Annotated in this window: 24 protein-coding genes; 1 reads left to right on the top strand and 23 read right to left on the bottom strand. The window is 30.2% G+C overall.

Annotated features, from left to right (window positions below; all coding sequences use genetic code 11):
* Nucleotides 1-23: 23 nt before the first annotated feature.
* Nucleotides 24-1,640, bottom strand: a complete 1,617-nt coding sequence (locus BLQ93_RS04040) for an ArnT family glycosyltransferase (protein WP_092128343.1) — start codon at nt 1,638-1,640, stop codon at nt 24-26.
* Between the two features lie 131 nt (nt 1,641-1,771).
* Here BLQ93_RS04040 and BLQ93_RS04035 point away from each other — a divergent pair, with 131 nt between their 5' ends.
* Nucleotides 1,772-2,536 carry a hypothetical protein gene (locus BLQ93_RS04035; RefSeq protein ID WP_092128342.1) on the top strand — a complete coding sequence of 255 codons (765 nt, stop codon included), beginning with the start codon at nt 1,772-1,774 and terminating at the stop codon, nt 2,534-2,536.
* On the opposite strand, the gene BLQ93_RS04030 is transcribed toward BLQ93_RS04035, so the two are convergent.
* The 22 genes from BLQ93_RS04030 to BLQ93_RS03925 form a co-directional block, all read right to left on the bottom strand.
* Nucleotides 2,529-3,608: a glycosyltransferase family 4 protein gene (locus BLQ93_RS04030; protein WP_092128340.1), complete on the bottom strand. Its 1,080-nt coding sequence runs from the start codon at nt 3,606-3,608 to the stop codon at nt 2,529-2,531. The genes BLQ93_RS04035 and BLQ93_RS04030 overlap by 8 nt on opposite strands.
* On the bottom strand, nt 3,605-4,981 hold the full coding sequence (gene gltX / locus BLQ93_RS04025) for a glutamate--tRNA ligase (RefSeq protein WP_092128338.1): 1,377 nt from the start codon (nt 4,979-4,981) through the stop codon (nt 3,605-3,607). Before gltX ends, BLQ93_RS04030 begins: the two co-directional genes overlap by 4 nt.
* A complete protein-coding gene (gene lptA, locus BLQ93_RS04020; RefSeq protein ID WP_092128336.1) occupies nt 4,982-5,497 on the bottom strand; it encodes a lipopolysaccharide transport periplasmic protein LptA in 516 nt (171 codons plus the stop codon).
* Entirely contained in the window at nt 5,494-6,069 is a 576-nt protein-coding gene (gene rdgB / locus BLQ93_RS04015) for an RdgB/HAM1 family non-canonical purine NTP pyrophosphatase (RefSeq protein ID WP_092128334.1), read from the bottom strand. Before rdgB ends, lptA begins: the two co-directional genes overlap by 4 nt.
* Nucleotides 6,053-6,700 (bottom strand): fructose-6-phosphate aldolase, encoded by a 648-nt coding sequence (gene fsa / locus BLQ93_RS04010; protein WP_092128333.1) that lies wholly within the window; start codon nt 6,698-6,700, stop codon nt 6,053-6,055. Before fsa ends, rdgB begins: the two co-directional genes overlap by 17 nt.
* 3 nt (nt 6,701-6,703) lie before the next feature.
* A complete protein-coding gene (locus BLQ93_RS09860; protein ID WP_025391882.1) occupies nt 6,704-6,928 on the bottom strand; it encodes a PP0621 family protein in 225 nt (74 codons plus the stop codon).
* On the bottom strand, nt 6,921-8,126 hold the full coding sequence (locus tag BLQ93_RS04000; RefSeq protein WP_025391881.1) for a hemolysin family protein: 1,206 nt from the start codon (nt 8,124-8,126) through the stop codon (nt 6,921-6,923). The genes BLQ93_RS09860 and BLQ93_RS04000 overlap by 8 nt, the downstream gene beginning before the upstream one ends.
* Nucleotides 8,126-9,088, bottom strand: a complete 963-nt coding sequence (locus BLQ93_RS03995) for a SufB/SufD family protein (protein WP_245670442.1) — start codon at nt 9,086-9,088, stop codon at nt 8,126-8,128. The genes BLQ93_RS04000 and BLQ93_RS03995 overlap by 1 nt, the downstream gene beginning before the upstream one ends.
* The gene (locus BLQ93_RS03990; protein WP_092128331.1) at nt 9,085-9,807 is read right to left on the bottom strand and encodes an ATP-binding cassette domain-containing protein; all 723 of its coding nucleotides are present in this window, start codon (nt 9,805-9,807) and stop codon (nt 9,085-9,087) included. The genes BLQ93_RS03995 and BLQ93_RS03990 overlap by 4 nt, the downstream gene beginning before the upstream one ends.
* A gap of 25 nt (nt 9,808-9,832) precedes the next feature.
* On the bottom strand, nt 9,833-11,809 hold the full coding sequence (gene uvrB, locus BLQ93_RS03985) for an excinuclease ABC subunit UvrB (protein ID WP_092128329.1): 1,977 nt from the start codon (nt 11,807-11,809) through the stop codon (nt 9,833-9,835).
* Nucleotide 11,810: 1 nt separating this feature from the next.
* Nucleotides 11,811-12,293 (bottom strand): peptide deformylase, encoded by a 483-nt coding sequence (gene def, locus BLQ93_RS03980; protein WP_092128327.1) that lies wholly within the window; start codon nt 12,291-12,293, stop codon nt 11,811-11,813.
* Nucleotides 12,294-12,830 (bottom strand): glycine cleavage system transcriptional repressor, encoded by a 537-nt coding sequence (locus BLQ93_RS03975; protein WP_092128325.1) that lies wholly within the window; start codon nt 12,828-12,830, stop codon nt 12,294-12,296.
* A 37-nt stretch (nt 12,831-12,867) separates the two neighbouring features.
* The gene (locus BLQ93_RS03970) at nt 12,868-13,734 is read right to left on the bottom strand and encodes a DMT family transporter (protein WP_281182322.1); all 867 of its coding nucleotides are present in this window, start codon (nt 13,732-13,734) and stop codon (nt 12,868-12,870) included.
* 7 nt (nt 13,735-13,741) lie between these two features.
* Nucleotides 13,742-16,147, bottom strand: coding sequence for a trans-4-hydroxy-L-proline dehydratase (gene hypD, locus BLQ93_RS03965; RefSeq protein ID WP_092128321.1), 2,406 nt, complete (start codon nt 16,145-16,147; stop codon nt 13,742-13,744).
* Between the two features lie 2 nt (nt 16,148-16,149).
* On the bottom strand, nt 16,150-17,046 hold the full coding sequence (locus BLQ93_RS03960) for a glycyl-radical enzyme activating protein (protein ID WP_092128319.1): 897 nt from the start codon (nt 17,044-17,046) through the stop codon (nt 16,150-16,152).
* Nucleotides 17,043-17,696 (bottom strand): GntR family transcriptional regulator, encoded by a 654-nt coding sequence (locus tag BLQ93_RS03955; RefSeq protein ID WP_025391872.1) that lies wholly within the window; start codon nt 17,694-17,696, stop codon nt 17,043-17,045. Before BLQ93_RS03955 ends, BLQ93_RS03960 begins: the two co-directional genes overlap by 4 nt.
* A gap of 71 nt (nt 17,697-17,767) precedes the next feature.
* Nucleotides 17,768-18,472, bottom strand: coding sequence for a Bax inhibitor-1/YccA family protein (locus tag BLQ93_RS03950; protein WP_092128317.1), 705 nt, complete (start codon nt 18,470-18,472; stop codon nt 17,768-17,770).
* Nucleotides 18,473-18,515: 43 nt separating this feature from the next.
* Entirely contained in the window at nt 18,516-19,400 is an 885-nt protein-coding gene (locus BLQ93_RS03945; RefSeq protein ID WP_092128315.1) for a DMT family transporter, read from the bottom strand.
* The gene (locus BLQ93_RS03940) at nt 19,401-20,123 is read right to left on the bottom strand and encodes an amino acid ABC transporter ATP-binding protein (protein WP_092128313.1); all 723 of its coding nucleotides are present in this window, start codon (nt 20,121-20,123) and stop codon (nt 19,401-19,403) included.
* Nucleotides 20,110-20,754 carry an amino acid ABC transporter permease gene (locus BLQ93_RS03935; RefSeq protein WP_216818735.1) on the bottom strand — a complete coding sequence of 215 codons (645 nt, stop codon included), beginning with the start codon at nt 20,752-20,754 and terminating at the stop codon, nt 20,110-20,112. Before BLQ93_RS03935 ends, BLQ93_RS03940 begins: the two co-directional genes overlap by 14 nt.
* Before the next feature lie 90 nt (nt 20,755-20,844).
* A complete protein-coding gene (locus BLQ93_RS03930; RefSeq protein WP_092128311.1) occupies nt 20,845-21,603 on the bottom strand; it encodes a basic amino acid ABC transporter substrate-binding protein in 759 nt (252 codons plus the stop codon).
* 93 nt (nt 21,604-21,696) lie between these two features.
* On the bottom strand, nt 21,697-22,908 hold the full coding sequence (locus tag BLQ93_RS03925) for an L-lactate MFS transporter (protein WP_092128309.1): 1,212 nt from the start codon (nt 22,906-22,908) through the stop codon (nt 21,697-21,699).
* Nucleotides 22,909-22,978: the final 70 nt, after the last annotated feature.

The raw sequence follows: 22,978 nt of genomic DNA, 5'->3' as shown, positions 1-22,978 counted from the left end.
ATTAAATTATGGTTGGTTACATTTTATGTTTTATTTAACATAATTACAAATTTGTTCCCAAAATATTTAATTTTATAATTAAATTTTTGTTTATTTAAGTATGTTATAAGTCTTTTTTTCTGACCAATTATAGCAACATTATGATTTTTAAGTAAGTTTTTTAAATCGGATTTTTCTATAAATTTTTCGTTTTTATTTTTTAGAAGAGTCATACCGTAGTATAAATCGCCATCATCAAAATCGTCCAATAAAATACTATCCCTACCTAGATAAAATATACTTGAAGAAGTACGCCAAAATGGTCCATACTGAACAAAAATAGTATTTGGTTTCATATTAGCTTTTAACCAGATACTTGCATATTTTGAACTAAAATTATTGACATTTAATGAAAAATACAAATAAATGGATATTAAAATAACAATATTTGATAAAGCGATACTTTCTACTAAAAAATTCTTTTTGTAAAAAGCAAAAAAATATATTATAAAAATAGCAAATGATAACTCAATTAAAGGCAGTTTTTCAATATAGGCATTATCTGTAAATCTGATATAACCAAGTTTAGCCAAGATACTGCCAATTAACAATAAAAAACCAGCTACCAATAAAACATAATAAAATGGCTTTAAATTAGTATTAAAAATTGTATATGTAGCAAAATAAGCTATAGGAAATATTGCCGGCAAAAGGTAATAATTTGCCTTACCGCTTGACAATGAAAAAAATATAAATATTGCAAAAAACCATAGCAACATATAAAAATTAAAATCATCTTTGTAAAGTTTTAGCTTAATCAGCTTATAGATTGCAAAAATAGAAAGCAACGACCATGGAAAATCACATCCAAGCAGTCTAATAACATAGAAATAAACAGGACCTTTAATAGTATCATTTGGATACATTTTACCCAAAAAACGCAAAACCTGATTATTTATAAAGTAATAGTAAAAAAAAGACGGAATTTTAATACTTACAATAACGAACCAGATAGACAATATCAAAAAAACAAAAAAGCCAAACATTAAATGAAGATCTTTAAGTTTTATTTTTTTTATTGCTATAAATGGAGTTAAAATCAAAAAAGCTAAAACTAACGATACAAACCCTTTCGTAAAAATTGCCAAAGCTAAAAATACGTAGAATAATCTGTAGTATTTATTATTAAGCTTATAGCCCATATAAAAGCTAAACATCGCTAAACTAAAAAATAAAGTTAGCAACATATCAAACATGAGCATACTTATCGACGTATCAAAACAAATCTGGCTTACAATTACTACTGCTAAAGTAGATGCAAAAAAACTATTCAAAAATTTCTTTACAAAAAAATAGGAAAAAATAACTAATAAGACTCCTGCCAATATTACTGGCAATCTTACAGAAAATTCTGATATACCAAATAATTTTAATGATAAAGCACTTAACCAGTACAATAGCGGAGGTTTCTCTAAATATACGAGTCCATCAAGGTGCGGAACTAAAAATTTTGAGGTTTTAAGCATATTTAATGCTATATTTGCATATAGGCCTTCATTGTCATCAGAAAGTGCTCTAAAAGAAAACAACACAATTAGCACTATATAGGTCAAAATTAAAGTAAAATATCTTTTTTTATCACTAAAATTAGTTTTAAACATAAAAAAACTTTAAAAAAAATTACAATTTTTTTTATAATATCACATTCTATCTGTCAAGAAAATTTTAAAAAAATTTCAAATTATTAATAATCTCACTTGCTAAAAAGGAGTTTTTTAATATAATTTTTTAAATGAATTTTGGTGATATTTCTGAAATAAAACTCCAGATTGACTCAATAAACTTAAAAAATTTACAAGAACTGCTTAAAATAGGCGAGGTCGTTAATGCCAAAGTGCTTAATGTAGAAAATAGCCAGACTACTGTAAATATTAAAGGTAATAATATAAAAGCTTTCTCAAACCTAAACTTAGAAAAAGATAGCACTCTTAAATTGCTTGTAACCAAACTGGAGCCTTTTGTTGAGCTAAAAATTTTAAACATTGATTCAAAAGAAAACTTAAATTTAAAGACAATGGACAATTTAGTTAACAAAGTAATTTTAGATAATATTGCAAAATCTACACTTGAAAATGTTGATGAAAAAACATTTGGCAATTACATCAAAACATCGTTTGAAACCATTTCAAATGCTTTATTAAACAATAATATACACATAAATGAAAATGTATTTATTGTAATAGCTTATTATATTGAAACTAAAAGATTCAACATTTACGTAAAATCTAGAAAAAAACTTACAAAACAAAAAAAGCTAAGGCAAACACTGACAATTTTCAGTGAAACACCCATCGGGTTAATAAAAATAGATATAACAAAAATGGAGTTTACGTGGGCAAACTTATGTGTTTATGATAAAAAATCGTATGAATTACTTTATTCTTGCAAAAAAGAACTTGAAGATTATGTTAAAATACCTATAAAAATCATATTAAAACAAGACAAACCATCAATTGAAACACTAAAAACCATAAGTTACATAGATATTATCATATAGTGCTGGATAACAACTTTTTGTAAATATTGTAGAGGTTTTCAATATAGACTTTTATGTCAAATTGTTCAGCAACACTTCTTGTATTGCCTGACAGTTTTTCGTAAAGAGCAGGATTTGATATAATATTTTTTATATTATTGTAAATACTTTCAACATCAGTATCGCAAATCAATGTGCAATCTTTTGTTACTTCAATGCTTGGTACATTTTTTGAAACAATTGAAGGCAAACCTGTAGCAATTGCCTCTATGTGTGAATTTCCAAAACCTTCATAAATTGATGGCAAAACAAACAAATCCGCTTTATACAGGTAAATTGATACATCTTTTTGGTAGCCAGCAAAAAATACATTTATTTTTAAAGATTTTGCGAGATTTTCTAAATTATTTTTTTCTTTTCCATCACCTACAATAGTTAGTGTGGTGTTACTATATTCTTTATGAATTCTGGCAAAAGCTCTAATTAAATTATCTAAGTTTTTTTGTGGCATAAGCCTTGCTGTTGTTACAATATTAAAGTGGTTTTTTGGGTATGTCCTTTTAATCCATTTGAAATTATTTAGATTTATGGCATTATATAAAACAATATGCTTTCTTTTAAATATATTGTGAAATTTTTCAACCATATCGTACACTGCTTTTGATACGGATATATAAAGATTGGTCCTGAAAGATAGCCATCTATTAATCAGTCTTCTATGAAGGTGTTCTTCTATTTTTGTGTTGTGAATATGTGTTATAATTGGTGTTTTAGAGCCAATCAAAGCCAATTTAGAAAAATAATCAGCACTAAAGTTCATTGTGTGAACTATATCCGGTTTTAATTGATTAAAAACTCTTTTTACCTTTTTTAAAGTAGATAATTTGTAAACTTTTAAATCTTTCGTGGAATTACATATATTTAAAACATCAATTTTTGCATCATAAAACTCACCAAGTTTTTCACCAACACCAGCAATATTTATAATTTTCAATTCCAAATCATTATAACTTTTTGAATAAAGTGCTATATCATAAACCAGATTTTCTATACCACCATAAGGAATTGAGCCTAAAACAATAGCAACCTTCAACTTAATTTTTCCAAAAACTGCTTTATTCTATAAATGGATTCATCAATACCCATAATCTCTATCATGTCAAATAGGGCAGGTCCTGCACTTTTTCCACTTAGAGCTATCCTTATTCCTTGAGCTACATTAACTACTTTTTCATTGTATTTTGATGCCAGATCGTTTATTAGAGCTTGAAAATTATCATGCGTAAATTTAATGTTTTTGATTTTGTCAATAAAGTCAAGTAAAATCTGCTTTGTGTTTTGGTTGGTGTACTTTTTGATACCTTTTTCTTCATAAAAAATCGGTCTTGTGCAAAAAAACTCAATTGATTGTGCAAGCTCAACTAAAGTTTCAACACGAGGTTTCATAACTTCAATTGCTTTTTCTAAATACTTTTTTTCATGCGACTTACAGTTCTGACTAAGAAAATCATATGACAAATTTAGTAATTCTTCTGCTTGTGTGTTTCTTATATAGTAACCATTTAGCCATAAAAGCTTTTTTTGATCAAACACAGCTGGTGATTTATTCAGTCCTTCTAAATCAAACAATTCAAGTAATTTTTGCATACTAAAGATTTCTTCATCACCATATGACCAGCCAAGACGAGCCAAATAATTAAGCAAACTTTGTGGCAAAAAACCCATTTGTTTATACTCTAGCACACTTTGAGCGCCATGCCTTTTTGAAAGCCTTTTTTTATCTGGTCCTAAAATCATCGGTATGTGTGCAAATTGAGGAACTTTAGCACTTAAAACTTCATATATATACAATTGCTTGGCTGTATTTGTTATGTGGTCGTCTCCTCTTATAACATGAGTGATTTTCATATCTATATCATCTACTACATTTGTAAAATTATACATAAAACTGCCATCAGAACGCTGTAGTATAAAATCGTCAAATTCTTTGTAAGAAAACTTAAGCTCTCCATGCACACTATCAACAAAACTCACATCTTTTTGTGGCAAATTTATCCTTACAACATAAGGTTTATTTAAATCTTCTTTAATATTTTTGCAAAATCCATCATAGTGCGGGTTTTCACCTTTTACCATCTGTGTCTTTTTTAACTCTTCAAGTCTTTCTTTTGTACAATAACACTTGTAGGCTGTGCCATTTTTTAGCATACTGTCTATATATGATTGGTAAATATGGGTTCTCTGGCTTTGATAGTATATTTCATCCCAATTTAGGCCACACCACTTTAAGGCTTCGAGAATTGATTCAGTATATACCTGACTTGAGCGCTCAAGATCTGTGTCTTCTATTCTCAAAACAAATGCACCTTTATTTTTTTTGGCGTATAAATAATTGTAAAGTGCTGTTCTTAGGCCCCCAATATGCAAATGTCCGGTAGGTGAGGGGGCAAACCTAAGTCTTACCATTTATTTTTGCTCCTTTGTCTGGTTTGAAGTTTGTTTTTCATTTGGGTAAATTGTTACATCAACGCGCTCGTTTTTTGTGCCTTGCGCTACCGCGTATTTCCTATCAAGATAATAAACTATCATATTAGATTTTATTACATTTTTTCCACTTTTAACGTATGCATTGCCAATTAATGTAACTTTTTGGTCTTTAAGTTCATAAATTCCTTCGTCTGCTTTGGCCACTTTACCTGGTTGTGTTATAACTACATTACCAATACATACAATCTTTGACACATCGCCAGTATTTTTGTCTTTATAAACATCCATCTTGTCTGCATAAAGCGTTGCATCTTTTCTTTTAGCTACAACATTGCCGATAAATGTATACAAACCAATATTTTCTTGAGCTATCAATTTATCAGCCGTTATGTTTATTGGTACCTTTTCTTTTTTAGCGTTGTCGATAGAATTTTGTGCAAACGATAAATTTGTTAAAATAAAAAAACCAATAACAAAAATTAATATCTTTTTCATTTTAAAATTTCCATAATCTTTTTTCTTATTTGTTCAAGTGCTTTTTTTCTATGAGAAATCTTATTTTTAATATCGCTTCCAAGTTCTGCTAATGTTTGATTAAATCCAGAAGGTATAAAAATTGGATCGTAGCCAAAACCATTTTCGCCTTTTGGTTCGAATGCAATAGTACCTTCAAGTATACCTTCTGCACTAATTATTTTTTTATTAACAATTGCTACCATACAGCAAACAAAGCGTGCTTTCCTGTTTGCATGATGTTTTAGCTCTTCAAGAAGTTTTTGATTGTTTTGATAATCATTTCCACCAGAGTAGCGTGCAGAGTATATGCCAGGCAAACCTAATAATGCCTGCACCTCAATACCAGAATCATCAGCTAGCACAATCTCACCTAAATGTTCAATACTTTTTGCTTTTATTAAAGCATTTTCACAAAATGTGTGTCCTGTTTCTTCTGGAGCTATATAATCTTTTGACATTCCAGCAACATTAAAATCGTTAAAAATTTCTTTTATTTCCTTTAATTTATGTTCATTTGATGTTGCAACGATTATTTTAGGTGCTAAAGGCATTTGCCCAATCCTTCATAAATTTTTTTATACCAACATCTGTCAAAGGATGTCCAAACATTAATTCAAGAACTTCTGGTGGGATGGTTGCAATATCTGCTCCAATTTCAGCTGCTTCAACTACATGTTTGGGACTTCGCACGCTTGCAACTATGATTTCAGTTTTAAAATTGTAATTATCAAAAATAGTTTTTATTTGCTCAATTAACTCAATGCCTTCAAAAGAGATATCATCAAGTCTTCCGATAAACGGACTTACATAACTTGCACCAGATTTGGCAGCAATTAGTGCTTGTGATGCACTAAAAATCAAAGTCATATTAACTTTAATGTTTTCTTTGCTTAAAATTTGTGTTGCTTTGATACCTTCTTTTGTAAATGGTATTTTGACAACTACATTTTTAGCTAACTTAGAAAACTCTCTTGCTTCTTTAATCATTTCAATAGAGCTGGAACCTATGGCTTCCACACTAACCGGACCACTTACAATTTTTAAAATTTCTTTAATTGTTGGTAAAAATTCTTTACCTTCTTTTGCAATCAAAGATGGGTTTGTGGTAACACCGTCTACTAATCCTAAACTTGTAAAATAAACAATTTTGTCTAAATTTGCTGTGTCCAAAAAAAATTTCATTTTTTACCTCCCTACCTTATCTTCATATTGTTTTTTACACTTTTTAGAGCAAAAAAACAAATTTTTGTAACGAATTGCTTTCTTTTTTGAAAAGTATATGCCACAATTCTCACATTTTACCAGTTCATCCAGTTGTGAACCAGCTGTATTTTGCTTTATTTTTCTTTTCTTTCTTATAACATAGTAAATATAAATACCAAATAAAATAAGCAAAAATAATTTAAGCATTTCTTATTAGCACCTTTTTAATATTCTTATTATCTCGAGATTTAACTTCAAAAACAAAGTTATTATGAATAATTTTTTCACCTTTCTGAGGAATGTAGCCAAATTTATAAAGCAAAAAACCACCTAATGTTTCATATTCGGGTATCTTTTCAATATTTATAGGCAAAATTTCATTTATTTTTTCAATTTCAATGTCTGCATCAACTAAAAATCCACCTTTTGTATTTATAATCTTGTGTTCTGCTATATCGTATTCATCTTCAATTTCTCCAAAAATTTCTTCCAGACAATCTTCAATGGTTATAATACCACTACAACTACCATACTCATCAACTATAACTACCATTCTCAAGCCATCTTTCTTCATTTTTAAAAATATGTTTTCAACTAATGTATGCTCGGGAAAATATACTGGCTCTTGTGCATATTTCTTTAGTGGCTCATCTAGTTTTGCATCAACTAAATCATACACATTTACAATACCAACAATATTATCAACTCTTTCTCTAAATATTGGTATTCGCGTATAGTCATTATCTTTGTTAGCTAAAGCCAAATCACTAATAGTTTGATTTTCTTCAAGCATGAAAACTTTTTTTAAAGGAATCATTATTTCTTGAGCTTTTTTTTCTTTAAATGCCACAATCTGATTAATCATTTGGGCTTCTAAATCGGAAATGTTGCGTTTAAAATACTTACTTTTTACAATCATTTTAATTTCATCACGTGTGGGTGTACTTTGCTTTGATTTATCAGAAAAACTTTTTTGCAAAACATTGGATAAATAAAACATCAAAGTAATGATGGGATAAAATATTAAATTAAAAATATACACTACAAGAATGGTTTTTCTTGTTAAAAAAATCGGGTAATTACGGTATAGTATCTTAGGTAAAATCTGACCAAAAATAACCGCTACAGGCCATAAAAAAATTATAGCAATAAATGAATTATTAAAAATTTTTTCACTTAAATAAGCTCCAATGTAAGAAGATAGTACTAAAGCAACATTTGTACCTACCAATGCCGCAGATAATAATTTTTGTGGATTTTTTGTGTAATTTAATATTATAGAAGAAATTTTTGATTTCGAATCTATATGTTCTGGGTTTAAAGATAAAATTCCGATCTCAGCTCCATCAAATATAGCTTCAAGTAAAGTAAGTGCAATAATGCTAATCAAAAGAATAGAAATCATTAGCTAATCAAACCGTTTACAATTATATTAACTGCTTCTTCCTCATCTAATCCTTTTGACATCAAAATATCAAGCTGGTCTTGCCTTATGCGTCCAACACTTGCTTCGTGCGTCAATTCAGATTTTTCATTTACCACTTTTAAAATAGGCACTGTTGATACAAGAACATTAGAGCCTTTTACAACCTCATTGCATTCAATGTGGCCTTTAGAATAAGCACCGTTGCCGTAGGCTTCATTTATTACATTTGCTTCAGTAGAATCCGTTGCAAATATGGATGATTTTGCAATACCTGATGAGTACTGTCCATTTAATCTTAAAATCTCCTGGATATCTATTTTATCATCTTTTTTGCCATAAATTTTGCTTTCTAAATCAGCTTTGGCATAATCATCCAAGTCGAAATCCATAACCACGTTAATCCTGCCAATGCGTGTTTTTGTAGCATAAAATTTGCTTTGAAAAAATGCATTTTTATCCAGCTTTGCATATGTTATAGTCTCTACAAATATTCCTCCATTTTCATCATGAAAATGCTCATCTTCGTATGTAACAAATGAGTTTTTGCCAATATACATTTGCGATATCATTTTATGGTGTAATTTTTCGATTTTAGTTAAAATACAGTGTGATTTAAACCTGACTTTAACATTGGCTCCAATATTATAATTAAACTGCAACAATTGTTCTCCCTTTTTTTCAAGAAAACCTGTGCATAGATGAACTGGTATTGGAATAACTGTATTATCCTGAATATCTACATCAATTATTACAACACCATCACCACGCGTTTTAGATTTTACATCTATTCCTTTAAGCGTATTTAAGCCAACAACTTTATTTCCACTAACAATTATAGATGCTACACCTTTGTTTTTTAAAGAATTATCGTTTGTATTTTTCTCATATAACTCAACTAACTGATTAAATTCATCTTCATATGCTTTTACTATATCAATCATATTAGGTTCTCCTTTGGTGCATTGACATTATCACATAGATCACATGTACTTCTATAATAATCAATAATATCACTACATACACCACTTTTTAGAACTTTGCCATCACAAATTAGATAAGAATAATCACTATGAGTTGCAATCTCTTCTCTGTGAGTTATAACTATAACACCTGTGCCATTATCTTTCAAATACTTCATAATATCAACTATCATATCAAGGCTCATTAAATCTATACCAGAATCTGGTTCGTCCATAATTAAAAACTTTGGTTTTAACAAAATACAGCTTGCAATTTCAACCCGTTTTCTCTCGCCCCCAGATAGCTTTTTATCTACATAACGACTCAGATAAACATCTGGATTCAATCTTACAAGGTTTAATGCATCTTTTATAACATCAAGTTTTATTTTTCCACCCAGGCTCAAATAATCTTTTACAGTTAAACCTTCAAATCTGGCAGGTTCCTGCCACAGCAAACTTATACCCAACCTGGCTCGCTCAGTAATACTGAAATTTGTTATATCTTTATCATCTAAATAAATTTTGCCATCATTTGGCTTATAATCCGACAAACCCATTATAATATAAGCAAGTGTAGATTTTCCTACACCGTTGCTTCCTATAATAGATGTAATCTTATTATCTTCAAAATTTATAGTAACACCCTTTATTATTTCTTTCGAATTGCGAGAATATTTGATATTTTCTAATCTAAGCATAATACCTCCTGGTTTTAATTGTATCCTAAACCAACTCCATGTCAAGTTTCTTTAATCTTTCAATCTCGTTTCTATACTCAATTGCCTTTTCGAATTCCATTTTCTGGGATGCTTCTTTCATCTGTCTATAAAGTTTGCTGATAATTTTTGGTATATCTTTCTTTTTTACATTGTCAATTTGAGGATTTTCTAAATAATCTAAATCACACATCTCTAAAACTTTGCTATTTTTATTTTTTATTATTGTGGTTGGAGTTATATTATTTTTAATATTATAGTCTTCTTGAATCTTTCTTCTTCTTAATGTTTCATTTATAGCTTCTTGCATAGATTTTGTTATATTGTTAGCATAAAAAATTACTTTGGATGTAGCGTTTCTGGCTGCTCTTCCTGCTGTTTGTATAAGACTTGTTTTGCTTCTTAAAAAACCTTCTTTATCTGCATCCAATATAGCTACTAAATTCACTTCTGGTATATCAAGGCCTTCCCTTAGCAAGTTAACACCTACCAAACAATCAAATTTATTGTTTCTTAAATCCCATATAATTTTAGCGCGCTCTATGGCATCGATTTCTGAATGCATATATTTTACCCTAAGACCTAAATTGTTGTAATACTCGCTTACATCTTCTGCCATTTTTTTTGTAAGTGTGGTAACCAGCACTTTGTAGCCTGCTTTTGTACTATTTTTAATTTCAGAAAATAAATCGTCTATGGCATTATCCATTGGCTTTACAATAATTTCTGGATCCATAAGACCAGTTGGGCGTATAATTTGCTCTATAATGTACGGCCTTGAAAGCTCAAGTTCAAAATCAGAAGGCGTAGCAGAAACAAATATTACCTGGTCTATCTTTTGCATAAATTCATCAAACTTAAGCGGTCTATTATCTAATGCACTAGGAAGTCTAAAACCATAATCAACAAGTGTTTTTTTTCTAGAATAATCGCCTTCATACATACCTTTTATCTGAGGTATTGTAACATGAGACTCATCTATTATGAGTAAAAAGTTTTTATTAAAATAATCAATTAATGATATAGGAGGCTCACCTGGTAGTCTATTTGAAAAATGGATAGAGTAATTTTCAATACCACTGCATGTACCTGTTTGTTCAATCATTTCAAGATCAAAATTAACCCTTTCTTCTATACGCTGAGCTTCCAAAAGTTTATTTTGAGATTTAAAGTACTGAATGCGCTCTCTTAGCTCTTCCCTGATTCTGTGAATGGCTATATCTCGTTTTTGCTTTGTTGATACATAATGGCTAGCTGGAAAAATCACAACAGAATCTTTTTTTTCAATTAGTTTAGCTGTTAAAGGGTCAAAAATTGATATTTTTTCAATTGTATCGTCAAAAAACTCAACTCTCAGCGCCATATTTTTAAAGTATGACAAGTAAACATCAACAATATCTCCTCTTACGCGAAAATTACCCCTTTCAAAATCAATATCGTTTCTTTTATACAAAAGTTCAACTAAAATTTCCAAAAATTTTCTTATGTTTAGTTTATCTCCTACATTAATTTTAAAACACATACCTTCATAGTCTTCTTTTTCGCCTATACCGTAAATACAAGAAACACTTGCAACAACAATAACATCTTTTCTTGTAAGTAAACTCATTGTAGCTTTTTGCCTTAGTCTATCTATTTCGTCGTTTATGGATGAGTCTTTGGCTATATATGTGTCTGTTCTTGGTACATATGCTTCTGGCTGATAATAATCGTAATAGCTGATAAAGTATTCAACTGCATTTTCTGGAAAAAAATTTGCAAATTCTGTATAAAGCTGACTTGCAAGAGTTTTATTGTGTGAAATAACAAGTACAGGTTTATCAATATTTTTAATCACATTTGCTATCGTAAAAGTTTTACCACTTCCCGTTACACCAATTAATGTTTGAAATTTAATGCCTTTTTTTATATTTTCGCTTAAATTTTTTATTGCATGTGGCTGATCGCCTGTGGGTTTATAGTCTGAGTGAAGCTTATATATCATTTTACAACCTCTTGATTAATTGGTTTGAAGATACAATTTTATCTAAAAACAATATACCATCTAAATGATCTACCTCATGTTGAATAACAACTGCTTCAAACCTTTTTGCTTCCAAAACCTGTCTTTTTCCGTTTAAATCTACATATTCCACAGTTATTTTCTTTGGCCTTGCAACATATCCCAAATAATCTGGCACGCTAAGACAACCTTCTTTTGTAACTATTTCATCTGTGCTTTTTTCTATAACAACAGGATTTATCATAATAAGTCTACCATGGTTTTTATTTTTTGTCTTTGATACATCAACAGCAACAATTCTTACCAAATGGCCAATTTGAACAGCAGCAATGCCAACACAATGATTGTAAAAATCAAGGACAAATGTGAGCTTATCTATAATAGAAAGCACTTCACTATTAATTGTATCTACATAAAGCGATTGTTTTTTTAAAAGTTTATCTGGAAACTTTACGATTTCTATCATTCATATATTGTAAGACTCAACAGGTCTGATTGAAAAGTCAACACCCATTTCTTTTACAATGTCATCTAAAATCTCGTTTACTTTGCCTATATTTACTTTTGGTGGCACTTCAACTTCCAAGATCATTATGTATATATCTTTTTTTGCTCCAGAAACCCTTGTTTTTAAATCAACAATATTTATATCTAAATCACTTAAAGCCTTTGTGGTTTTATAAACAATACCTTTTTTGTCACTACCATATATCGAAATCATATAATGTTTGGTTTGTGGCTTTTGTTCATCTAAAACTTCGATTTTTCGAACAGATATACTTAGTTGTAAGTCTTTTCTTGCTTTTGCAAAAGCTTTTTTAAGGTCAATTAAACCCACTTCTTTTTCTGTTGACACAATGAGTATCATAGAAAACTGATCCCTCAAAAGCGTTGACGAAGAATCCTCTATATTAAAATCCCACTCGTATAAAACCTTTGCCACACTGCTTACAATACCTGGTTTATCTTTACCAATAACGGTTAAAGCGTAATAATGCTTCATGTTAAATAATTATAAGTATTTTTTTGAAAAAAACAAATTAAACTTTTCCATACCTAAAGGATATAACTATAGCACTCATAATGAACAAAATGCCAATTGATTGCCACAAATCAATTGTTTGCTGAAAAAAAATATAGGCCAGCACCGTAGAGCCAATAATTTCACCTAAAGTTGTAATTGCTACAGCAGTGGCTTTTAAATACTTTAATGCCCAGTTAAATGCCGTATGTCCAATGAGCTGCGGCACAATAGCAAGTAAAAAAATAAAAGAAAAATCTCTGCTTGAGTAATGTATGATATCCTCATTTGCAAATATAGCCAATATAGTTATAAAAATTGCAGCAAAAGTATATACTAAAGTAACGTATCTGTTTGTATCCATATTTTTCCTTAGTTTGGAGCCAATAATAAAGTAAAAACTTACGCTAAAAGCACCAATAATTGCTAAAATATCTCCAAATAAAGATGTTTTGTCAATTTTTTCACTTAAAAGATTGCCATCGCTTGCTGTTATAATAACTGTACCAACAAAAGATGCGATTAATGCAATTACTACCTTTGGCGAAATTTTTTCTTTCATTAGAATTAAAGACAATACTACAACAAAAAATGGGTTTGTACTAACAAGCACAACAGAACTTGCAATAGATGTATATTTCAATGAAGCAATCCAAAAATAAAAATGCAAAGCCAAAAAAACACCGCTTGCAAAACCCAATAAAAGTTCTTTTCTAGATAAAGGAAATAATTTGTTCTTGTTTATAAAATTCATTAAAAGCAATATAAAAGCTGCAATATCAAGTCTGTACATTGATAAAACAATACTTGGGACATTTGCACATTCTTTTATAAAAATAGATGCAAAACTTACGCCTATTATACCAATTAAACTTGCTAAAACTATTTTATTCTTATTTAAAACTATGCTCTGTCCTTGCTATGATTTCATTTTGCAACTGTTCATTTAAATGGCAAAAATAATCACTGTATCCTGCTACCCTTACTATCAAATCAGAGTAATCTTGAGGTTTTTTTTGGGCTTGCCTTAGAGTATGCGCATCAACAACATTAAATTGCACATGATGACCATCTAGCTTAAAGTAAGCTCTAATTAAACTAACTAATGCATCTGTACCTTTTTTGTCTTTCAACAAATCTGGCGTAAATTTCATATTAAGCAGTGTTCCGCCAGTTTTTATGTGATCCATCTTTGATGCAGATTTTATAACAGCAGTTGGTCCTTTTCTATCTGCACCCTGCACTGGTGATATACCTTCAGAAATCGGTTCATATGCTAGTCTACCATCAGGTGTTGCAAGCATTTTTGATCCAAAATAAACATGTACAGTTGTGGGAAGCATATTTATTCTAAATGTCCCGCCTTTGTATGTTGCTTTACCATCAATATTATTAAAAAATTCTTCAAATACTTCTTGCATAATAGTATCTGCATAATCATCATCATTTCCATATTTTGGCACTTTATTGAGCATAATTTGCCTTTGAACTTCAAAACCTTCAAAATTGGATTTTAGCATTGAAAGTAAATCTTGTGGCTTTATTGTTTTTTTCTCAAATACAAGATACTTTATACTTGAAAGACTATCAGTAATTGTACCAATGCCTGTACCCTGTATATAACAGGTATTGTACCTTGCGCCGCCTGCATTAAAGTCTTTGCCATTTTTTACGCAATCATCAATTAAAATTGATAAAAACGGGGCAGGGCAGTATTTTGCATATATCTGCTCAATAACAAGGTTACCTTTAATTTTCACATCTATAAAGTATTTTAGTTGTTTTTTAAAAGCATCAAATAATTCATTGAATGTTTCAAAATCTTTAAAATCACCTGTTTTTAAACCTATTTGTTTGTTTGTTAAGGGATCTATACCATTATTTAATGTAATTTCCAAAACTTTTGGAAGACTAAAATAACCTGTTAAAGTATAACTTTCTTTTCCAAAAGCACCTGATTCCACACAACCGCTTGTACCACCAAGCCTTGCATCTTCTATAGATTTACCTTGCCTTAGCAATTCTTGAACAACAGCATCAGCATTAAAAATAGCAGGTTGTCCAAAACCGGTTTTTATTATATCTATGGCTCTTTTGATAAATTCATCTGGCGTTTTTTTACTTACATGGATTGATGGATTTGGTTGTACAAGTCGCATTTCTTCAATTACATCCAGTATTAAATAAGACAACTCATTAACGCTGGGGTTGCCTTTTTCATCTAATCCCCCTAAATTTATTTGAGCAAAATCAGTGTATGTTGCGCTTTCCTGTGCTGTTACTCCAACTTTTGCTACAGCCGGATGATTATAGAATTTTATCCATAAACACTCTAACAACTCTCTTGCTTTTTCTTTTGTTAGATTACCATTTTCTATATCTTTTTTATAAAATGGATACAAATGCATATCTAATTTACCAGGACTAAACGAATCCCAACCGTTAAGCTCAATTACAACACCCAGATGGACAAACCAGTAATATTGAAGGGCTTCATAAAAACTATCTGGTTTATAGGCTGGAACCTTATTACAAATTCTTGCAATTTCTAATAACTCTTCTTTTCTTTTTTGGTCATGCTCGGTTTTTGAAAGCTCCAAAGCTTGTTCAGCATACCTGCGGGCAAATTTGATTATTGCTTTTGCAGCAATTTTCATTGCTTGGAGTTCTTCAATTTTACTTAAGCTATCTGAATCGTTTTTTAAATCAACTATTGTCTGATCTATCTGATCAATTATATCCAGCATACCAAATTTATATATCCTATCACCTAAAACTGTGTGTCCAGGCGCTCTTTGTTCCATAAATTCTGTAAAAATACCAGCTTCAAATGTGTTCAACCATGCTTTATCCATGTTTGAAAATATTTTTTCTCTTATGGTTTTACCACTCCAATATGGAATTATTACATCTTTGTATAGCTCAAATACTTCTTTATCCACCTTATATGGTACTTTTTCTCTTTCATTTAAAATTTTTAAGTCTTCTAAAGAATGTAGATTTATTTCAGGGTAAGTTGGTGTTGCTTTTGGCAATTCACCTCTTTCCCCAACAATAAGTTCTCCTTCAAATATTGTTACTTTTTTATTTTCCAATATATAATCAAATGCAGCAGCTCGTTTTAAAGGTATACTATCAATATTATTATTTTTATAAAACTCTGTTAAAAGCATTGCCCTTTCTACAGATATTTTTTCTTGAGCCTGAATACTTTGTTTGTAGAGATTTTTTACACGCGTGGTGCAGCCTCTTAATGTTTTCGGTTTTTTAAAATCAACTATAGAACAATTTATTTGCATAATTAGCCTCCTACCTCAACTGTAAAATCTTGAGATCTAAAAAAATTTACTATTGAGTTAATTTCTTCATCTTTAGGCTTTTTGATGTGTTTTAGTTTAAAGTCCATGTTGAGTCTTTTGTATTTATCAACCATAAAATTATGATAGGCAAGTATATCTATTTTTGATATTTTTAGTTTTTTTAAAAAATTAGCTGTTTGTGAAAGATTATCAAGATTATCGTTAATTGTTGGGATTATTGGGAGCCTTATATTAATTTTGTCTCTTGCAATGTTTGATAGCTTTTCTAAATTTTCAAGTATGATTTCATTGGAAACACCAGTGTATTTTATGTGCAAAACTGGATCCATTATTTTTAAATCATATAAAAATTGATCAGCATAAACAGCCGCATTTTTTATATTTGAAAATTTTGTATAACCACATGTATCTATTGCAATATGTATATGGTTTTCTTTAAGTTTTTTAAGAAGAGCCATTAAAAAATTTATTTGCAGAAAAGGTTCTCCACCAGAAATTGTAACACCACCGTTTGTGTAAAATATTTTGTCTTTTAGTATCTCATCTAATATTTCATCTACACTGTAGAGCGTGCCAATTGAAGATAGTGCACCCGTAGGACAGCTCTTTGTACAATCAATACATAAATCGCAAGAAAAATTATCAATATATACTTTTTTGTCAATTACTTTAATAGCATGTTTTTTACAGACAATTTCACAGGTTTTACAATTAATGCATTTATCACTATAATGAATAATTTGAGTCTTAAAACTTTGACTTTCCGGATTATGGCACCACAAACAATTCAATGGGCAACCTTTAAAAAAAACAGTTGTTCTAATACCTTCACCATCGTGTATGGAATATTTTTTTATATCGAAAATTAAACCTTTCATTTAAAATAATACTCCATAATAAATTCTTTCTGAACATCAAATGACCAATGTACATCTTTGATAAATAATGCAGCTTTTAAACAATCATTTTGCAATAGATCTATAAATATATCATGTTCTTTTATAGACCTTTTTTCCCATTCTGGTAAATAATATTTTTTTCTTGGAAAATCGTAAAGCCTTTGGCGCAAGTTATCAATTATCTTAAGCGCGTGGTGATTTTTACTTAAACAAAGGTAAGTATTATGAAAATCTACATTGTTTTTATAGTAAAGGTCAAAATCTGAATCATCTATTGCTTTTTGCATTTTTGTGTTGAATTCTTTTAGTTTTTCAATTATATTGGTATCAATATGACTACATACCTTGTGTATTATAGAACATTCTAAAGCTCCAATAATTTCATAAAAATATTTAATTTCTTCCAGGCTCAGCTCATTTATCAATATGCCTTTTCTGGGTTTAATCGTAACAAAACCTTCCATTTCAAGCTGCAAAAGAGCATCTCTTAAAGGTGTTTTACTTATTTTGAGCTTGTTGGATAAAGCATTTATATCAATATAGTCACCACCTTTTAAGTTTTGTTTGTTTATTTGATCTTTTAAATATTCATATACCTGCTCTCGTAATGACTTTAAATTTATTTCCATCTGATATCTGATATATCACATTTTAAAAAACAAAAAAATAACAACCTTACAAATTCATACTAATTTAGTACTTATTCTCTTTTCCCCATTCCGAACAAATTTAAAAGCATTAAAAATAGGTTTATAAAATCAAGGTATAAAGCAAGTGCTCCAATTACAGATCCTTTTAATACACCAGAGCTATCTTCTACATCAATTGAATAACTCATTTGTTTTAATTTTTGATTATCATAGGCTGCAAGACCCGCAAACACAATTACACCGATTACACTTATAACAAAGTACATCATTGGACTTTTTAAGAATATATTAACGACACTTGCAATAATAACGCCAATCAAACCCATAAACAAAAAATGCCCAAATCCAGTTAAATCTTTCTTAGTGGTTAATCCAAATAAACTCATTATTAAAAACATTAAAGCGCTTGTTCCAAAAGCTGAAGCAATCACGGTTTGCGTATATGCTAAAAAAATAAAAGACAAAGTAACACCGTTTAGTAAACTATATAGAACAAATAAAAAAGCTGCCACCTGGGCATTGAGTTTATTTATCCCGGCACTAATTGTAAAAACTAAACCCAGCTCCCCAATTACTAATACCCAAAATAATATAGGATTTGCTGCAATAGCCATCGTAATTTGCTTGTTAATAGAAACTGCATAAGATACCAAAAAAGTTAAGCCAAGACCGAAAAACATCCATAAGTAAACTTTACTTATAAAGCTTGACGCGCTTATTGCTTGTTCTTGTGTTCTTAAAATACTGTTTGGCATTCCTTACCTCCTTTTATTTTCAAATTATAATCACTTTTGCAAATTAATCAAGAGCATGTGGTTTTATAGACACGATTATAATTGAGCTTGCAATAAACATTAACCCAATCACTGATGAAATAAATATCTTTTGACCCAAAAAGATATTTAAGTAAATCAAAGATAAAAATGGTGTTAAGTATATTGCATTTGATATAATATGCGTTTTTAGATGCTCAAGAGCTTTAAACCAAAATATAAAACTAATACCATTTATAAATGTACCATTTATAAATAACCAAATTAAGCTCTTTATGTCAGGAATTTTAAAAGAAGATAGTATAAATAATGTTGGTGTAATAAAAAATAAAACAAATAAAAAATAGAAAAAGACACTTGTAGTTTTTTCAAAATCTTTTTTCTTCCCTATAATAGAATATGTTGCGGCACTTAAAGCTGCAAGTATTGCAAAAAAATCCCCTTCAATATTCCCAAAGTTAATTTTAGCTATATTTCCTTTTGTTATAATAATAGTTATACCAAAAAAACTTATTAAAATAGCAAAAATTTTTCTTATTGTTAATTTTTCTTTAAATACAAATATTGAAAAAATAAACAAAAATACTGGCCATGTGTAGTTTAATATAAAAACTACAGCAGCATCTGCAATACTAAAAGCTTTATAAAGCATGAGATAATTAAAATAAATCCCAATAAATCCAATCAAAGCCATATAGAAATAATCTTCAAATTTATATGAAAATAAAAGCTTAATTTTTTTTTGAAAAATTACAAATAAAAAAAGAACAAATGTAGATATTACACTTGAGTAAAAAAGCATCTGAATATTATCCAGATTACTTAAAATTTCTTTTGATGCAATTGGTATAAGCGCCCAGGATGCAATACAAATTGCTAAGTATAAATAACCTTTTTTAGTGTTTTGCATCTAGAGAATTTTGCTAATAAAAGCTTTAGTGCGTTCTTGTTTTGGGTTTGTAAAAATTTCCTGTGGTGAACCTTCTTCCACAATCTGACCGTCGTCCATAAAAACAACTCGATCTCCAACTTCACGAGCAAATCCCATTTCGTGAGTTACAACAATCATTGTCATGCCTTCTTTGGCTAAATTTCTCATAACAGAAAGCACTTCTCCTACCATCTCAGGATCAAGAGCACTTGTGGGTTCATCAAACAACATTACAATGGGGTTCATTGCCAACGCCCTGGCAATTGCAACACGCTGTTGTTGACCACCAGACAACTCATCCGGGTAATTATTAGCTTTTTCTTCCAAACCAACTTTTTTTAGCAAATTCATGGCTATATTTTCGGCTTCTTCTTTAGACTTTCCAAGCACTTTAACCGGTCCAATTGTAATATTATCAAGCACAGATAGATGAGCAAATAAGTTAAAATGCTGAAAAACCATACCAACTTCTCTTCTTACTAAATTTAAGTTAGTTTTGTTGTGTGTAATCTCGACATTGTTAATATAAATTTCCCCGCTATCGACTTTTTCCAATCCATTCAAACATCTCAAAAAAGTACTTTTACCAGAACCAGATGCACCCATTATAACAACGACTTCTTTTGGCTTAACTGATAAAGACACACCTTTTAGTACCAAATTTTTTCCAAAACTTTTTTTAACATTCTTAGCGTTTATCAATTTTAAATCTCCTTTCTAAATACCCAGAAATTCCAGTTAATGTAAAAATCATTGCTAAATAAATCACAGCTACTGCAGTCCAGATTTGAAGTGATGCAAATGTCGTAGAAATAATAATTTGACCTTGTCTTGTTAGCTCTGATATAGAAATCACAGATAATAGGGAAGTATCTTTAATAGTTTGTATAAATTGATTAACTAAAGGAGGAATCATACGCTTAAAAGCTTGAGGCAGAATAATATATCTCATGGTTTGGTATTTTGTCATACCAATACTATAGGCTGCTTCTGTTTGACCCTTTCCTATAGATAAAATGCCTGCTCTTATAATTTCTGTAATATATGCACCTTCATTTAAAGAAAGTGCCAGTATACCTGCAATCGGTGTAAAATAAGGATGAAACCATTTGTGTAATGGTAATATCATTGGAAGTGCAAAGTAAATATAGAAAATTTCTACAAGTAAAGGCAAACCTCTAAAAATATGGACATATACTTCACCTGTTTTTTTAAATACAGGATTGTGTGAAATTTTAAATAATGCAAAGATAAGCCCTAGTATAGTTGCTACTATTATTACAACAACAGAAAAAAAAAGCGTTAGTTTTGCGCCATATAACAATTGCGGCAAATTTTACCAAATAACACTAAAAAAACCACCCATTAACTTATCCCTTCAAAAAATTAAAAGCCAGACAAATAGATGTCTGGCTTTTTTAATCTATTGTGTTATTAAACCTGCGTTATCATCTCCAAAGTATTTTCTATATAATTTTAAATAAACGCCATTTTTAATAATTTTTTCAAGTCCAGCATTAACCTTTTCAAGTAATTTTGGGTGTTGCTTGCTAACAGCTATACCGTAATCTTCACCTGTCAATAATTTTCCAACTGTATGTACATTTTTATGAGTTTTTGCATAGTTAATATTAACTGGGTTATCAAATACAACTGCCTGAGCACCACCGTTTTGCAATTGATTGTAAGCATCATCAATATTTGTAAAGCGCTCTACTTTAATATCTTTCATTTTTGATAGCATTATATCAGCTGTTGTACCCAGTTTTGTAGCTACAGTTTTACCTTTTAAATCAGCCAAATCTTTGATAGGGCTACCTTTTTTTACCAATATTGATTGTCCAGAATGATAATAAGGTTTTGAAAAATACACAACTTGCGCCCTCTGTGGAGTAATTGTCATACCAGCTACTGCCATCTGGATTGTGCCAGTTTGCAAAGCTGGAATTAAACCCTGAAAATCCATTGTGTGCCATTCTACTTTAAATCCTTCTGCTTTTGCAATGGCGTTCACTAAATCCACATCAAAACCAACAACCTTACCATGCTCTTCCATCTCAAATGGTGGGAAAGTAGTATCTACCCCAACCTTTACGACCTGCTCAGCTTGTGCCAGATTTGCCAAGCCAAAAGAAAAAACAAATGCAAAGGAAACTAGAAATAAAAACAACTTACGCAACATACAAACCCCCTATTAATTTTCTACTTAAATTTTAACAAATTATAATAAAAATGCCAATTATTAAATTAGAGGGGCTGAAATCCCCTCTAATGTTTAAGACTTGGGAGGTCTTAAGGCCAATGAGACTATGATACCTACGATTGCTATTATCATTACTATTGGAAAAACTGAATAGTATGATCCTGTTATATCTTTAATTTTACCAGATAAAAGCGTTCCCAATATTGCTGCTATACCATATGCTGTAAATATAACACCATAATTTTTACCATAGTATTTTGTTCCAAAAAATGTCTTGGTAGCAGTAGGTGCAATAGCAAGCCATCCGCCTAAAGTAAACCATAGCAGGGAGAATGCCACAAAGTACATTCCAATGCTTTTTGAAGTATATAATAATCCTGTAGCTAAAGCAATAACTATAAAAGATAAAACTGCAGCATTTTTTGGCTTTAGTTTGTCTGTAAGCCATCCAAATGTTGGTCTTCCAGCAAAATTAAATAATGCAAATACCTGTAGTGCTGTAGCTGCTAAACCTGTTGATAGTTTAAGCTCTTTTCCAACGGGTGCTGCAATGCCAATTGCCATAAGTCCAGCCATTGCGCCTATTATATATAAAAACCACAAAATCCAAAATGTTGGTTGTTTCATAGCTTCTGGTCTATCGTAATCTTTTGCTGCTGTTGCGGCTTGAGCTTGTGGTGTAGAAGCAGAGGCAACTTTAAAATCAGCAGGAGGAAATTTAAAAGGGAGTGACAGCAAAATATTGATTATTAAAAATACCACACCTAAATACATAAAAGTATTTAGTGGTCCCACCGAAGCTATTAGTGTTTTAATAATTGGAGCCATAACTAAAGCAGAAAGACCAAAACCGCCAACAGTCAATCCTATTGCCAAGCCACCTTTATCTGGAAACCACTTGGCTGCAACAGCAATTGGACAACCATAAACTAAACCTACACCAAATCCTCCAATAACACCATAAATTAAGGAAAGCATGCCAATACCTGTGGACAATCCTGCCAGTATCCAACCAATTCCTACAAGTATACTGCCTAAAATCATGGTGTTTCTTGGTCCCCATTTTTGCATTAGGTTACCACCAATAGGCATAGCTACAGCAAAAACTGCTAAAAACAACATAAATGGGTAACCGCTTTCAGTTGCTGAAATATGCCAAAGCTTTTCAAGAGGTACTCTAAACAAACTAAAAGAGTAAATAGCTCCTAGCATAATATTGACAATTAAACCAAGTATAACATAAAGCCATCTACCACCACCTACCTGTACAGAGTCTTGTGCCATACTAAGACCTCCTTACAAATAAATTAATTATTTGTAAGAAATATATCAAATAAAATTTAATTTGTCAAAT

It is taken from the genome of Desulfurella multipotens (genome assembly GCF_900101285.1).
Classification (GTDB): domain Bacteria; phylum Campylobacterota_A; class Desulfurellia; order Desulfurellales; family Desulfurellaceae; genus Desulfurella; species Desulfurella acetivorans.
This window is presented reverse-complemented; position numbering and strand designations above follow the sequence as displayed.

Coding starts and splice junctions, on each gene's coding strand:
- BLQ93_RS04040 (WP_092128343.1), bottom strand. CDS start 1,640: ATGTTTAAAACTAATTTTAGTGATAAAAAAAGATATTTTACTTTAATT.
- BLQ93_RS04035 (WP_092128342.1), top strand. CDS start 1,772: ATGAATTTTGGTGATATTTCTGAAATAAAACTCCAGATTGACTCAATA.
- gltX (WP_092128338.1), bottom strand. CDS start 4,981: ATGGTAAGACTTAGGTTTGCCCCCTCACCTACCGGACATTTGCATATT.
- lptA (WP_092128336.1), bottom strand. CDS start 5,497: ATGAAAAAGATATTAATTTTTGTTATTGGTTTTTTTATTTTAACAAAT.
- rdgB (WP_092128334.1), bottom strand. CDS start 6,069: ATGCCTTTAGCACCTAAAATAATCGTTGCAACATCAAATGAACATAAA.
- fsa (WP_092128333.1), bottom strand. CDS start 6,700: ATGAAATTTTTTTTGGACACAGCAAATTTAGACAAAATTGTTTATTTT.
- BLQ93_RS09860 (WP_025391882.1), bottom strand. CDS start 6,928: ATGCTTAAATTATTTTTGCTTATTTTATTTGGTATTTATATTTACTAT.
- BLQ93_RS04000 (WP_025391881.1), bottom strand. CDS start 8,126: ATGATTTCTATTCTTTTGATTAGCATTATTGCACTTACTTTACTTGAA.
- BLQ93_RS03995 (WP_245670442.1), bottom strand. CDS start 9,088: ATGATTGATATAGTAAAAGCATATGAAGATGAATTTAATCAGTTAGTT.
- BLQ93_RS03990 (WP_092128331.1), bottom strand. CDS start 9,807: ATGCTTAGATTAGAAAATATCAAATATTCTCGCAATTCGAAAGAAATA.
- uvrB (WP_092128329.1), bottom strand. CDS start 11,809: ATGATATATAAGCTTCACTCAGACTATAAACCCACAGGCGATCAGCCA.
- def (WP_092128327.1), bottom strand. CDS start 12,293: ATGATAGAAATCGTAAAGTTTCCAGATAAACTTTTAAAAAAACAATCG.
- BLQ93_RS03975 (WP_092128325.1), bottom strand. CDS start 12,830: ATGAAGCATTATTACGCTTTAACCGTTATTGGTAAAGATAAACCAGGT.
- hypD (WP_092128321.1), bottom strand. CDS start 16,147: ATGCAAATAAATTGTTCTATAGTTGATTTTAAAAAACCGAAAACATTA.
- BLQ93_RS03960 (WP_092128319.1), bottom strand. CDS start 17,046: ATGAAAGGTTTAATTTTCGATATAAAAAAATATTCCATACACGATGGT.
- BLQ93_RS03955 (WP_025391872.1), bottom strand. CDS start 17,696: ATGGAAATAAATTTAAAGTCATTACGAGAGCAGGTATATGAATATTTA.
- BLQ93_RS03950 (WP_092128317.1), bottom strand. CDS start 18,472: ATGCCAAACAGTATTTTAAGAACACAAGAACAAGCAATAAGCGCGTCA.
- BLQ93_RS03945 (WP_092128315.1), bottom strand. CDS start 19,400: ATGCAAAACACTAAAAAAGGTTATTTATACTTAGCAATTTGTATTGCA.
- BLQ93_RS03930 (WP_092128311.1), bottom strand. CDS start 21,603: ATGTTGCGTAAGTTGTTTTTATTTCTAGTTTCCTTTGCATTTGTTTTT.
- BLQ93_RS03925 (WP_092128309.1), bottom strand. CDS start 22,908: ATGGCACAAGACTCTGTACAGGTAGGTGGTGGTAGATGGCTTTATGTT.